13 protein-coding genes are annotated in these 13,211 nt (G+C 71.6%); 7 read left to right on the top strand and 6 right to left on the bottom strand.

Translation table 11 applies throughout. The annotated features are described in order from the left end of the window. The first annotated feature begins 119 nt into the window (after positions 1-119). Positions 120-887, top strand: coding sequence for a phosphoglyceromutase (locus tag GA0070621_RS21140; RefSeq protein ID WP_091198611.1), 768 nt, complete (start codon positions 120-122; stop codon positions 885-887). A 52-nt stretch (positions 888-939) separates the two neighbouring features. Here the strand turns inward: GA0070621_RS21140 and phoU are convergent, their stop codons facing one another. Then, positions 940-1,593 carry a phosphate signaling complex protein PhoU gene (gene phoU, locus GA0070621_RS21135; protein WP_091198609.1) on the bottom strand — a complete coding sequence of 218 codons (654 nt, stop codon included), beginning with the start codon at positions 1,591-1,593 and terminating at the stop codon, positions 940-942. A 209-nt stretch (positions 1,594-1,802) separates the two neighbouring features. Between phoU and GA0070621_RS21130 the strand changes: the two genes are divergently transcribed. The 3 genes from GA0070621_RS21130 to GA0070621_RS21120 all read left to right on the top strand — a co-directional run bounded on the left by GA0070621_RS21130 (position 1,803) and on the right by GA0070621_RS21120 (position 5,188). After that, positions 1,803-3,086 (top strand): sensor histidine kinase, encoded by a 1,284-nt coding sequence (locus GA0070621_RS21130; protein ID WP_167667121.1) that lies wholly within the window; start codon positions 1,803-1,805, stop codon positions 3,084-3,086. Positions 3,087-3,114: 28 nt separating this feature from the next. Continuing rightward, a complete protein-coding gene (locus tag GA0070621_RS21125; protein WP_091198607.1) occupies positions 3,115-3,798 on the top strand; it encodes a response regulator transcription factor in 684 nt (227 codons plus the stop codon). 850 nt (positions 3,799-4,648) lie between these two features. Next, entirely contained in the window at positions 4,649-5,188 is a 540-nt protein-coding gene (locus GA0070621_RS21120; RefSeq protein ID WP_091198606.1) for a hypothetical protein, read from the top strand. Between the two features lie 66 nt (positions 5,189-5,254). Here GA0070621_RS21120 and GA0070621_RS21115 read toward each other — a convergent pair whose 3' ends face one another. After that, on the bottom strand, positions 5,255-5,929 hold the full coding sequence (locus GA0070621_RS21115) for a response regulator (RefSeq protein ID WP_091198604.1): 675 nt from the start codon (positions 5,927-5,929) through the stop codon (positions 5,255-5,257). Then, positions 5,926-7,566 carry a sensor histidine kinase gene (locus GA0070621_RS21110; protein ID WP_091198602.1) on the bottom strand — a complete coding sequence of 547 codons (1,641 nt, stop codon included), beginning with the start codon at positions 7,564-7,566 and terminating at the stop codon, positions 5,926-5,928. Before GA0070621_RS21110 ends, GA0070621_RS21115 begins: the two co-directional genes overlap by 4 nt. 99 nt (positions 7,567-7,665) lie before the next feature. On the opposite strand from GA0070621_RS21110, the gene GA0070621_RS21105 reads away from it, so the two are divergent. Beyond that, the gene (locus GA0070621_RS21105; protein WP_091198600.1) at positions 7,666-8,676 is read left to right on the top strand and encodes a Bug family tripartite tricarboxylate transporter substrate binding protein; all 1,011 of its coding nucleotides are present in this window, start codon (positions 7,666-7,668) and stop codon (positions 8,674-8,676) included. A 43-nt stretch (positions 8,677-8,719) separates the two neighbouring features. Here GA0070621_RS21105 and GA0070621_RS21100 read toward each other — a convergent pair whose 3' ends face one another. After that, positions 8,720-9,529, bottom strand: coding sequence for a hypothetical protein (locus GA0070621_RS21100; RefSeq protein ID WP_091198599.1), 810 nt, complete (start codon positions 9,527-9,529; stop codon positions 8,720-8,722). Positions 9,530-9,603: 74 nt separating this feature from the next. Between GA0070621_RS21100 and GA0070621_RS21095 the strand changes: the two genes are divergently transcribed. After that, entirely contained in the window at positions 9,604-10,548 is a 945-nt protein-coding gene (locus GA0070621_RS21095; protein WP_091198596.1) for a Ppx/GppA phosphatase family protein, read from the top strand. A gap of 75 nt (positions 10,549-10,623) precedes the next feature. Next, complete coding sequence (locus GA0070621_RS21090) at positions 10,624-11,430, top strand: sugar phosphate isomerase/epimerase family protein (protein ID WP_167667120.1); 807 nt, start codon at positions 10,624-10,626, stop codon at positions 11,428-11,430. 18 nt (positions 11,431-11,448) lie between these two features. Here GA0070621_RS21090 and GA0070621_RS21085 read toward each other — a convergent pair whose 3' ends face one another. After that, positions 11,449-12,024: a CGNR zinc finger domain-containing protein gene (locus GA0070621_RS21085; protein WP_091198591.1), complete on the bottom strand. Its 576-nt coding sequence runs from the start codon at positions 12,022-12,024 to the stop codon at positions 11,449-11,451. A gap of 19 nt (positions 12,025-12,043) precedes the next feature. Next, positions 12,044-13,210, bottom strand: a complete 1,167-nt coding sequence (locus tag GA0070621_RS21080; RefSeq protein ID WP_091198589.1) for a glutathionylspermidine synthase family protein — start codon at positions 13,208-13,210, stop codon at positions 12,044-12,046. Position 13,211: the final 1 nt, after the last annotated feature.

The following is a 13,211-nucleotide window of genomic DNA, read 5'->3' as shown; positions in this document are numbered from 1 at the left end:
CTTTCTAGCGCCTTACAACCTAGTCCCGCCCCGGAATGCCGGTCATCAGGTTTTCCACGTGGTGGTCGTCACCACCGGTCCCCGCGTGTCCGCCCGTCGGGTACGGCAGGATGATCCGCATGACTGCGAGCGAGGGGCCCACCATCGGGACGCTGGTCCTGCTGCGGCACGGCGAGAGCGACTGGAACGCCAAGAACCTCTTCACCGGCTGGGTCGACGTCGACCTGACCGCCAAGGGGGAGAGCGAGGCGCGGCGCGGCGGTGAGCTGCTCCGCGAGCACAACCTGATGCCGGACGTGGTGCACACGAGCGTGCTGCGCCGCGCGATCCGGACCGCCGAGCTGGCGCTCAGCGCCGCCGACCGGCACTGGATCGCGGTGCGCCGGTCGTGGCGGCTCAACGAGCGGCACTACGGCGCGCTCCAGGGCAAGAACAAGAAGCAGACCCTGGACGAGTACGGCGAGGACCAGTTCATGCTCTGGCGCCGGTCGTACGACACGCCGCCGCCGCCCATTGCCGACAACGACGAGTGGTCCCAGGTCGGCGACCCCCGGTACGCGCTGCTGCCGACCGAGCTGATGCCGCGGACCGAGTGCCTCAAGGACGTCGTCGAGCGGATGCTGCCGTACTGGTACGACTCGATCGTGCCGGACATCCTGGCCGGCCGGACGGTGCTGGTGGCCGCGCACGGCAACTCGCTGCGTGCCCTGGTCAAGCACCTCGACCAGATCTCCGACGAGGCGATCGCCAAGCTGAACATCCCGACCGGCATCCCGCTGCGCTACGACCTCGACCTGAACCTGCGCCCGCAGACCCTCGGTGGGACGTACCTCGACCCGGACGCCGCCAGGGATGCCGCCGCCGCGGTCGCCAACCAGGGCCGCTGATCCCACGACGCCGAAGGCCCCCGGTCACCCGGGGGCCTTCGGCGTTGCCGGCTCAGTTGGCCGAGGTCGTGGACTCGCCCGTGATCAGGTAGACGACGTGCTCGCCCACGTTCACCGCGTGGTCGGCGAAACGCTCGTAGAAACGGCCCAGCAGGGTCGCGTCGATCGCCGTCTCCACCCCGTACGGCCAGTCGTCGCCGAGCAGCACGGTGAAGAGGCTCTTGTGCAGGTCGTCCATGGGGTCGTCGTCGCTGTCCAGCTCGGCGGCGATGGTCGCGTCGGGCCGGGCCAGCACGATGCCGATCTTCTCGGCCATCCGGTCGGCCACGGCGGCCATGTCGGTGAAGACCGGCCGCAGTTCGGCCGGCACCGCAGGCGAGGGGTGCCGGCGCAGCGCGGTCTTGGCGACGTGCTGGGCCAGGTCGCCCATCCGCTCCAGGTCGGCGGCCACGTGCAGCGCGGTGATCATGGCACGGAGGTCGGAGGCGACCGGCGCCTGCCGGGCCAGCAGGTCGCAGACCCGCTCCTCCACGTCCCGGTAGCGGCCGTCGATCTCGGCGTCGCCCGCGACCACCCCCTCGGCCGCCGCGCGGTCGGCGGTGAGCAGGGCCGAGGTGGCCTGTCGCATGGCGACGCGCACCCCCTCCGCCATGTCCACCAGCAGCTGGCTGACAATCTGCAGGTCGGCCCGGAACTCTTCGCGCATCGTCACTTCCTGGGTTCGGTGGCCGCCGGTGGCCCGGCGGGCCGCGTACGTCGTGAGCAGGTGCGCGACCCACCGTAGGTGGGGGTGACCGGATCCGCGGTGAACCCCGGTGAACGACGCGGGACCCGTGAGTGAACTTTCCCGAAAGTGAGAGTGTTTCATCCCATTTCAACCGATCGTCAGGTGAACAATGACCCTACGATCGCCGGGTGGAATGGGCGGTGACGGTCGCGGTGGCCGTGGCTCTGGTGGCCGGACTGGTCGCCGGGCTGCTGCTGTCCCGACCCGTCAGAGAATGGCGCCGGTCGGCGTCGTCGGGGAGCGACCGCTCCCGTCGTAGCGCAGGGAGGCCGGCGATTCCCGACGAGCAGCAGGGCGGGCTCTCCGGGCTCGGCCGCAAGACGATCGACTCGCTCCGCGCCGGCGTGGTGGTGCTCGACCCGAACGACGTGCCGGTGCTGGTGAACCCGGCCGCACGGGCGTTGGGCCTGCTCCGTACCGGGACGACGCCCGGGTCCATCGCGGCGCACCCGCTGATCCGTACCCTCGCCGGGCAGGTCCGGCGCACGGGCGTGCGGCGCGAGATCGAGCTGGACCTGCCGCGTGGTCGCGACAGCGCGGGGGACAACCCGCTCGGCGTGCACCTGCGCGCGATGGGCCTCGGCGCCGGTTACATCTCGGTCGAGGCGGCCGACGTCACCGAGTCGCACCGGCTGGCCCGGGTCCGGCGGGACTTCGTGGCCAACGTGAGCCACGAGCTGAAGACCCCGATCGGCGCGCTCCAGCTCCTCGCCGAGGCGCTGGTGGACGCCACCGAGCCGACCGGCGAGGGCGCGTCGGACCTGTCCGAGGACATGATCGCCGCCCGACGGTTCGCCGAGCGGATCCAGCATGAGTCCACCCGGCTGGGCCGGCTGGTGCAGGAGCTGTTGGAGCTGACCCGGCTCCAGGGCGCCGAGCCGCAGCCCGCCCCGGAGCCGGTCTCCCTGGACTGGGTGATCGCCGAGGTGGTCGACCGGACCCGGACCACGGCCACCGCCCGCCGGGTGGAGATCGCCGTCGACGGGCAGCGTGGCCTGACCGCGTACGGCAGCGACAGCCAGCTCGCCACCGCCGTGGCGAACCTGGTGGAGAACGCGATCAACTACTCGGGCGAGGACACCACGGTACGGGTGACCGCGCGAGCCACCGACGAGCACGTCGAGGTCGCCGTGACCGACCAGGGCATCGGCATCGCCCCGAACGAGGTCGATCGGATCTTCGAACGCTTCTACCGGGCCGACCAGGCCCGCTCCCGGGCCACCGGGGGCACCGGCCTCGGGCTGGCCATCGTCAAACACATCGCCAGCAACCATGGCGGCCGGGTGGATGTGTCGAGCACTCTTGGTGGGGGGTCGACGTTCACCCTCCGGCTGCCCGCCCGCCCCCCGGACGACCTGGAGGCGACACTCTCCTCCGCTGGGATCGAGGCCGGCCCGGCCGAGCCTCGGTAGGTCTGACCGACAGGAAAGGAAACACCCGTTGAGCCGCGTACTGGTGGTCGAGGACGAGGAATCGTTCTCCGACGCCCTGTCCTACATGCTCCGCAAGGAGGGCTTCGAGGTGTCCGTCGCCGCGACGGGCACGTCCGCCCTCACCGAGTTCGACCGGACCGGCGCCGACATCGTGCTGCTCGACCTGATGTTGCCGGAAATGTCGGGTACCGAGGTGTGTCGCCAGCTCCGTCAGCGGTCACACGTGCCGATCATCATGGTCACCGCCCGGGACAGTGAGATCGACAAGGTGGTCGGCCTGGAGATCGGGGCCGACGACTACGTGACCAAGCCGTACTCGCCGCGTGAGCTGGTCGCCCGCATCCGGGCGGTGCTGCGCCGGCAGAGCGCGGAGGCGACCGAGTCGGGTGCGCCGACGCTGGCCGCCGGCCCGGTCCGGATGGACATCGAGCGGCACGTGGTGACCGTCGACGGCGGCGTCGTACAGCTGCCGCTCAAGGAGTTCGAGCTGCTGGAACTGCTGCTGCGCAACGCGGGACGGGTACTCACCCGGGGGCAGCTCATCGACCGGGTCTGGGGCGCCGACTACGTGGGCGACACCAAGACGCTGGACGTGCACGTCAAGCGGCTGCGCTCCAAGATCGAGCCGGAGCCGTCGGCGCCGCGCTACATCGTCACCGTCCGCGGCCTGGGCTACAAGTTCGAGCCGTGACCGGCCCCCGGGGCGGGCACGCGACCTTGCCACGTCCGTGCCCGGCCGGGGTCGGTCCGGCCTGACCCACGTCGGCCCTCGCCCGGGCCGCATCCCACGTCGCGCGCCCGCGCCGTCCGCATTCGCCGCCCCCGCGTCCCCGCGTCCGGGGTACGCCGTCGCGTCGGCTTTCGCGTTCGGGCGAGGGGCCGGATTCGCGGAAGTTGCGGCCTCGTCATGTGCCGGAGGGGCCGCTCTTTGGGAAGTGCGCCCCTGAGGGGCCGATTTCGGGGCAGTTGCGGTTTCGTCGTGCTTGGATGCCCCATCTTCGGAGACGGTGCGGCGTTGCTCCCTGAGGGTCACTTTCGGGATGCTGCGGCTTGGTCGTGCCTGGATGGGCCACTTTCGGAGATGTTGCGGCATCGCGTTCCCGAGGCGGTGCTTTCGGTCAAGTTGCGGTTTCGCCGTGCGGGGATGGGCCCATTGCGGGGATGTTGTGCGGATCTTGGCGGGTGCTTGCCTGGACCGCGTGGGTGGTGTGCGGCGAAGTGTCTGGTTTCGGGGGGTGGCCGGGGGCGTCCCGGGGGTGGAATGGTCGGCGGTCGGCGGGCGTTGTACCGGGCTGCACGGCCGAGGAAGGCCCCGAACCTGGGGGCTGATGGCCGCCCGCTGCGATCGGGGTGGCCCGGGCCCGGAATGTTGGTGGGTCGTCGGTCGTTGTACATGGTCCCGGCGCCACGAAGAGGCGATCCCCCGCCCCGCGAGCCAGCCGGTCGAAGACTTTCCCCTTGTTTGGGCGCCTGACGGTGCTTGCGCATGCCCCGACCCCCCTGTCGGCGTGTGTGCCAAACCCCCGAATGGAGCTTTGGTCATGAATACGATGCTGCGTAAGAGCGTTCTGGGTGTTGCTGGTCTGGCTTTCGCCGGTGGTGTGTTCGCCGGTCCGATCGCCGCGCACGCCGCCGCCCCCGTACACGCCACTCCGGTTGCTGCTGTCCAGGGCGCCCAGTCGAAGATCGACCTGAACGGTGAGCAGACCGCGAACGCGAAGGCGATCATCGCGGCGACGAAGAAGGCCGGCATGCCCGAACGGGCCGCGGTCATCTCGATCGCCACGTCGCTTCAGGAGTCGAAGCTGGAGAACCTGGGCCACCTCGGTGACCAGAACGACCACGACTCGCTGGGTCTGTTCCAGCAGCGCCCGTCCTCTGGTTGGGGTAGCCCGGAGCAGATCACCGACCCCGAGTACGCGACGACCGCGTTCCTGAAGGGTCTGAAGCAGGTCGACGGGTGGCAGGACATGCCGTTGACCAAGGCCGCGCAGACGGTGCAGGTGTCGGCGTACCCGGACGCCTACGCCCAGTGGGAGCAGCAGGCCGCTGACCTGGTCGCCCAGAACTGGAACAGCTGACACAACCGAACATGAACAACACCGCTGGCCGGCACCCGAGCACGGGGTGCCGGCCAGCGGTGTTGTTCAGGTCAGCCAGGAGTAGCGGCGCTCGGGTCGGCCTGCCGCGCCGTAGCGGAGGCTCACCTCGACCCGGCCCGTACCGGAGAAGTGCTCCAGGTAGCGGCGGGCGCTGACCCGGGAGATGCCCACCCGGTCGGCGCATTCGCTGGCCGACAGGGTGCCGTCGTGCGTACGCAGGGCGCGCTCCACCAACTCCGCCGTCTCGGAGCTGAGCCCACGCGGCAGGGCCGGGGCGGTGGCCGGCGAGCCGCTGCGGGAGAGCACCCGGTCGACGTCGGCCTGGTCGGAGACCACCTCCGTACGGGGCGCGGTACGGCGGGCGGCGTACTGCTTCAGCCGGTTGCGCAGCTCGTCGAAGCCGAACGGCTTGAGCAGGTAGTTGACCGCGCCGTAGCGGACCGCCCGGCGTACCGCCTCGGCCTCGCGGGCGGCGCTGATCACCAGGACGTCGCAGTCGTGCTGGGCGGCCCGGATCCGGGCCACCACGTCCAGGCCGAACATGTCGGGCAGGTAGAGGTCGAGGAGAACGAGGTCGGGACGGTGCTCGTCGACGGCGGCGATCGCCTGCTCGCCGGTGCTGGCGGTGCCGATCACCCGGAAGCCGTCGATCCGCTCGACGAAGCCCCGGTGGATCCGGGCCACCATGAAGTCGTCGTCGACCACCAGTACGTCGATCATCGCGCCTCCTCGAACACGGGCAGCACGGACATCCGGGCGGTGAACATCGCGCCCTCGTCGGTGTTCGTCACCGCGATCTCACCGCCGCGGCGGTGGCAGACCAGCCGGGTGAGCGCCAGGCCGATGCCTCGTTCGCCGCCCTGGGCCGCCTTGGTGGTGAAGCCGTGGGTGAAGACCTCCTGCGCCAGCTCCGGCGCGACGCCCGGCCCGGAGTCGCGGACGACGATCTCCACCGACGTGGCGTCCCGGCGCAGTTCGACCTCCACCCAGGCGGGGCCGTCGTCCACCGCGTCCCGGCCACCGGCAACCGCCTCGACCGCGTTGTCCACCAGGTTGCCGAGCACGGTGGCCACGTCCGCCGACAGCTCCGGCGGCAATCGGTCCAGCCCGGTCCGTTCGGAGAGCCGCAGTTCCACCCGGCGTTCCGCGGCCAGCGCCGACTTCGCCATGAGCAGCGCGGCCAGCGCGGTGTCGTGGATGCGGCTGGTGACCGTGAGGTCGAGCGAGGCGCGGTGCCGGCTCAGCGCGTCGACGTAGCGGACCACCTCGTCGTGCTCGCCGATCTGGATCAGCCCGGAGATGGTGTGCAGCTGGTTGGCGAACTCGTGGGTCTGCGCCCGGAGCAGCTCCGTGGTGCTGCGGAACGAGCCGAGTTCCTGCTCCAGCCGGGCCAGCTCGGTGCGGTCCCGCAACGTGGTGACCGAGCCGAGCCGCCGGCCGTCCTTGCTGACCGTCATCCGGTTCATCACCAGCACCCGACCGCCCCGGACCACCACCTGATCCCGGGCCTCCGGGCCGCTGCCGGCCAGTACGTCCCGCAGCCGCCCGTTGATCCGCAGCTCGCGGAGGCTGCGGCCGAGGCAGTTCTCGGGCAGGTCGAGCAGGCGACGGCCGACCGCGTTGACCAGGGTGACCCGGTGTAGCGGGTCCAGCGCGATCACCCCCTCGGCGATGCCGTGCAGCAGCGCCTCCCGGTGCTCGGCCAGCCCGGCGATCTCCCGCGGCTCCAGGCCGAGGGTCTGCCGCTTGATCCGTCGGGCCAGCAGCCACGATCCGAGCACCCCGAGCGCGCTGGCGATGCCCAGGTAGGTGAAGAGGTACGACGAGGCCCCCACCAGCCGCTCCGACCAGGTCGGCGAGGACTCCCCGATCATCACCACGCCCAGGTGCCGGCCGAGGTTGGTGTCCGGGTCGTCGCCGAGCACCGGCACCTGGGCCACCAGCTGTCGGGTACCGTCGACCTCCAGCTCGCCGAACCAGCTCCGGCCATGCGCCACCCGTGGGTCGCCCAGCACTACGGGGCTGCCGACCAGGGTCGGATCCGTCGAGCTGACCACCCGACCCCGGTCGTTCGCCACGGTCACGGTGGTCACCCCGGACCGGATCAGCGTGGTCTGCAGCAGCGGTGCGATCGTCTCGGCGGGTGCCGGCCGGGAGAGCTGGTCGCGGAGCAGCGGGCTGCCGGCGAGCTCCTCGCCGAGGGCGGCGACCCGACGGCCCTCGACGCGGTTGAAGGTGGCCGCCGACTGGGCCAGCGACACGGCGGCGACGGCCACCAGCACCACGACGATGATCGCGAGCTGGAGGACCAGCAGTTGCCCGGCGAGCGTACGGCGCCGGGACGTGACCGCGACCACAAGGACCTCAACTTCCGCTGGTGACAGAAGGCAGACGACCGACCCGCCCGGAGGCCATCATCTTGCCGCCGGACTCACTCGAAACGGAAGAGAAACAGGATGGCAACTAGGAGGAACCTGCTGGTCATGGGCATGGCAGCCGCGACGGCGTCCGCCCTGGGGGCCTGCGGTGCCGTCGCCGGAAGGGTCGGGGTCGGGTCCGGCTCCGGCGACGGCGAACCGGTCGCCGGACTACGGATCATGGTGCCGAACAGCCCCGGCGGCGGGTACGACACGACCGCCCGCACCGCCGTGAAGGTGATGGAGGACGCCAGGATCGCCACCGGGGTTCAGGTGTTCAACCTGCCCGGCGCGGCCGGCACGGTCGGCCTCCAGCGGACCGTTGACGAGAGGGGCAACGGCAGGCTCGCCATGCAGATGGGGCTGGGCGTGGTGGGCGCCTCGTACACCTCGAAGTCGGCGGCGACGCTGGCCCGGACCACCCCGCTGGCCAAGCTGATCGAGGAGGCCGGCGCCATCGTGGTGCCGAAGAACTCCCCGTACCGGACGATCGACGACCTGGTGGCGGCCTGGATGGCCGACCCGAGGGGCATCGCGGTCGGCGGCGGCTCGTCGCCCGGAGGCCCGGACCACCTGCTGCCCATGCGGCTCGCCAGGACCGTCGGCATCGACCCACGCCAGGTCGACTACGTCTCGTACGACGGCGGCGGCGAACTGCTGCCGGCCGTGCTCGGCGGCAAGGTGACCTTCGGCGCCAGCGGTTTCGGCGAGTTCCTCGACCAGGTCGAGGCCGGTCAGCTCCGGGTCCTCGCGGTGACCAGCGAGGCGTCGATCGAGGCGCTGCGGGACGTGCCGACCCTGAAGTCCTCCGGCATCGACCTGGTCTTCACCAACTGGCGTGGCATCGTGGCACCCCCCGGGATCAGCGACGCGGACAGGAGGATGTGGGTCGACGTGCTGACGAGGATGCACGACTCGGCCGAGTGGCGGGCCGAACTGGCCAAGCGGGGCTGGACCGACGCGTTCGTGACCGGTGACGAGTTCGGCGCCTTCCTCACCGAGCAGGACAGGTCGGTGGCGGACCTGCTCAAGCAGCTCGGACTGGCCTGACCGGCGGCACGACCCGACCGGGCCGGGCGCGGTAGGGCGCCGGTCAGCTCTCGGTGGCGGGGTGGGGGGCGATCTGGCCCTGGCGGAGGCGGGCGGCGCACAGCTCCGCCAGCTTCGCGTACGCGGACGCGCCGACCAGCGCGGTCAGCTCCGGGGCGTACGAGACGTACATCGGCTCGGTGCCGACGTGCGCGTCGGTCGAGGAGGTGCACCACCAGTCGAGGTCGTGCCCGCCCGCGCCCCAGCCCCGCCGGTCGAACTCGGCGAGCGTGGAGATCAGCACCTTGGTGTTGTCCGGCCGCTTGTGCCAGTCCTGGTCCCGGCGGATCGGCAGCTGCCAGCAGACGTCCGGCTTGTAGTCCAGCGGGTGCACCCCGTCGCGCAGCGCCTGGGCGTGCAGCGCGCAGCCGCCGCCGCCGGGAAAGTCGGCGTCGTTGAGGAAGACGCACGGCGAGTCGGCGGCCCGGGTGGCCGTACGCCGGGCCGGGTTCTTGCCGTCGATGGTGTCGTTCTCGGTCCAGTTCTTGAAGCCCTTGCGGAAGTGCTGCCAGGTCTCCGGCGTGAGCCGCTTGACCGCGGCGCGGACCCGCTTCTCGTCGTCCGAGTCGGTGAAGAACGCCCCGTGCGAGCAGCAGCCGTCCGCGGCCCGGCCGGCGATGATGCCGTGGCAGCCCTTGCCGAAGACGCAGGTCCACCGGGAGAGCAGCCAGGTCAGGTCGGCCCTGATCACGTGCTTCTCGTCCGCCGGGTCGACGAACTCGATCCACTCCCGAGGGAAGTCCAGCTCCACCTCCCGGCTGCGCGGGTCCTCGGGGTCGTCCACCAGCACATGCAGCTCGATCTGGCCTGTCACCCGGACCAGCGTACGCGCGGTGCGCCGTGCCGGCCGGTGAGCCGGCGAAACATGTTGGCCCTAGGCTCGCCAGCATGCGACTGGGTGTCCTCGACGTCGGTTCCAACACGGTGCACCTGCTGGTGGTCGACGGCCACCACGGGGCGCACCCCTGGCCGGCGCACTCCGAGAAGGTGGTGCTCCGGCTCGCCGAGCAGATTGGTCCCGACGGTGCGCTCACCGGGGCGGGTGCGGACAGCCTGATCAAGGCGGTCAGCATGGCCAGCACGGCGGCGGACGGGCTGGACGTCGACGACCTGCTCGCGTTCGCCACCAGCGCGGTCCGCGACGCCACCAACGCCGGCGAGGTGCTGGCCCGGGTCCGCGACGAGACCGGCGTACGCCTGGCGGTGCTCTCCGGCGCGGACGAGGCGCGGATGACCTTCCTCGCGGTGCGGCGGTGGTTCGGTTGGTCCGCCGGCCGGCTGCTGGTGATGGACATCGGCGGTGGCTCGCTGGAGCTGGCCGCCGGCATCGACGAGGACCCGGCCGTGGCGGTCTCGCTGCCGTTGGGTGCCGGGCGGCTGAGCCGCGAGCGGCTGCGGATCGACCCGGCCGACACCGCGCCGCCCTCCGCCGAGGCCGTCGACGAGTTGCGGGAGTACGTCGACGCGTTGCTCGACCCGGTGGCGAAGCAGCTCACCGAGGTGGGCTGGGAGCGCCCGGTGGCCACCTCGAAGACGTTCCGGATGCTGGCCCGGCTGGCCGGCGCGGCGCCCTCCGGTGCGGGGCTGTGGGCGCGGCGCAGGCTGACCCGTACCGGGCTGCGGCAGGTGCTCGGCTTCATCCGGCACATCCCGCCCGGCCAGTTGCACGAGCTGGAGGGGGTGAGCGCCGGGCGGGCCCACCAGCTCCTGGCCGGTGCGGTGGTGGCCGAGGCGGTGATGCGCCGGCTCGACGTGGACCACGTGGACATCTGTCCGTGGGCGCTGCGGGAGGGGGTCATCCTCTGCCGGCTCGATCAGCTCGCGCCGGGCTGATCGAGCCGGGCGGTCTGTGCGCTTTGCGGATGCTCGTCCCGATGCCGCGCGACGTGGGCGGCTACCCTGAGAGGTGTGACTTCCCGAGTCCCGGTGCTCCTGTCCAGTTCCTCGGTCTTCCCTGAGCGGACCGCGGCGGCGTTCCAGCTGGCCTCGGCGCTCGGGTACGACGGCGTCGAGGTGATGGTCTGGACCGATGTGGTGAGCCAGGACCCGGGCGCGCTGCGCGGCCTGGCCAGCCACTACGACGTGCCCGTCCTCTCGGTGCACGCGCCCTGCCTGCTGGTCACCCAGCGGGTGTGGAGCCCCGACCCGTGGGAGCGGCTGCGCAGGGCCGCCGAGCTGGCCGAGACGCTGGAGGCGCCGACGGTGGTGGTGCACCCGCCGTTCACCTGGCAGCGGGACTACGCCCGCAGCTTCGCCGACGGGCTCGACCGGATCGCCGGCCAGTTCGGCGGGCTGCGCTTCGCGGTGGAGAACATGTACCCGGTGCGGATGGCCGGCCGCCAGTTCGTCCCGTACGTCCCGGGCTGGGATCCGACCGACGCCGGCTACGCCTCGTACACTCTGGACCTGTCGCACTGCGCGGCGTCGCACAGCGACGCGCTGGCGATGGCCGACCGGATGGGGTCCGGTCTGGCGCACGTGCACCTGGGCGACGGCACCGGCGAGGGGCGCGACGAGCATCTGGTGCCCGGGCGGGGCGGCCAGCCCTGCGCGGAGCTGCTCCGCTCGCTGGCCGGCCGGGGTTTCACCGGCTCGGTCGCGGTGGAGGTGACCACCCGGGGCGCGAAGAGCCGAGCGGTCCGCGAGGCCGACCTCCGCGAGGCGCTGGAGTTCGCCCGCGCCAACCTCACCGCCCCCTCCCCGGTCGACGCCTGACCCGGGTGGCGTCCCGGGTCAGCTGACCGGCGTGAGAGGTTCGGGCTGGGCGGGGACAGTGACCTGGTCGCCGATGGCGGCGCGCTTGCGGGCCCGGTGCGCGGCCACGTGGGAGCGGGTGGCGCAGCGCTCCGAGCAGAACCGCCGGCAGCAGTTCGAGGACGTGTCCAGGTAGACGTTGCCGCAGCGCTCGTCCGCGCAGACGCCGAACCGGGCGCTGCCGTATTCGCAGAGCCAGACGGAGAGGCCCCACACCGCGCCGGCGAGGTATTCGGAGCTGACCGAGGCGCCCCGGCTGGTCACGTGCATGTGCCAGTCGCTGGAGTCGTGGCCGGAGATGCGCGGCTGCACCGGGAACGCCTCCAGCAGCGCGTTCAGCTCCGTCACCGCGTCGGCGTCCCGGCCCGAGGTGCCGTACTCGAAGACGTCGCGCAGGCGCTTCTGGGCCCGCCGGAAGATCGTCAGGTCTCGTTCCGCGACCTCGTCGCGCATCCACGCGTTTTCGTCGGGGAAGATGGCCCGAAGGTCGTCGAGGTCGTCCAGGCGGGCATTGACGAGATCAACACCGGTCCGGGCGTACGCGTCGAAGTTCACGACACCAACGGTAGACGACTCACGGGGCCCGCGGCGCGTCGATGTAGTGGGGCAGAAACCGCGCGTAACCGTCCGTGATGAGGCTTTCGCTCTCCCGTACGCCCACGCCGGCGGACTCGCCGTCGACGATCCAGCTCCCCAGAACCATGCGGTTCCCGGCGAATTCGGGCAACGCCCGGAACTCCTGGTAACAGAATCCCTCGTCGCCGTAGATCCCCGGACTGGTGATCTCGGTCCCTTCGGTGACGATCCGCACCGACGCGCCCTCCCGGCCGAGCAGCGGCTTCGCCACGTACCCGGTCATCCCGCGCGGCGAGTCGAGGTATGCCGGCAGCAGGTACTCGTGCCCCGGGTACAGCTCCCAGAGCACCGCCAGCAGCGCCTTGTTCGACAGCAGCAGTTTCCAGGCCGGCTCGATCCAGGTGGTCGGGGTGCCCGGTTCCAGCGCCGGCGGCCCGTACGGCTCGGCCAGCATCCACTCCCAGGGATAGAGCTTGAAGCAGGTGGTGATCGGCCGGTCGTCCGCGTCGACGAAGCGCCGCCCGTCCCAGCCGATCCGCTGGATCGGCGTGAGCGTGACGTCCAACCCGGCCTGGCGGGCCGTCTCGGCCAGGTAGCCGGCGGTGATCTGGTCCTCGCCCGACTCCTCCTCGTCGGACCAGACCACGTGCACCCGTGGGTCGTGCAACCCCGTGCCGATCTTGGCCCAGGCTCCGACCAGCCGCTCGTGCAGGCTGTTCCACTGGTCCGCCTCGGGGCGGGTGTGTTCCAGCCAGTACCACTGCACGATGCTCGCCTCGACCAGCGCGGTCGGGGTGTCGGCGTTGTATTCCAGCAGCTTGGGCGGCCAGGTGCCGTCGTACCAGAGGTCGAAGCGGCCGTAGAGGGTCGGCGGGGACTCCCGCAGCGACCGGGCGACCGCCTCCGCCGCCCAGGCCGGGATGCCGAACTCCGCGTACCGGTCGCGGGTCACCACGTGCTCGGCGGCGGCCACCGCCATCCGGTGCAGCTCCTCGGTCGCCTCCTCCAGCCGGAGCACCTCGTCCAGCTCGAAGGCGTACGCGGCCGTCTCGTCCCAGTACGACATGACCCCGCCGTCGGGCAGTTCGGTGTCGACGTACACCAGGCCCTGGGCGCGGATGGTGGCGTCCCAGCCGGGGCGCGGGGTGCTCGCCTCGCGCCGCACG

It is taken from the genome of Micromonospora narathiwatensis (genome assembly GCF_900089605.1).
GTDB classification, from domain to species: domain Bacteria; phylum Actinomycetota; class Actinomycetes; order Mycobacteriales; family Micromonosporaceae; genus Micromonospora; species Micromonospora narathiwatensis.
The sequence above is the reverse complement of the archived record's forward strand: the minus strand, read 5'-3'. Positions and strand labels throughout refer to the sequence as shown.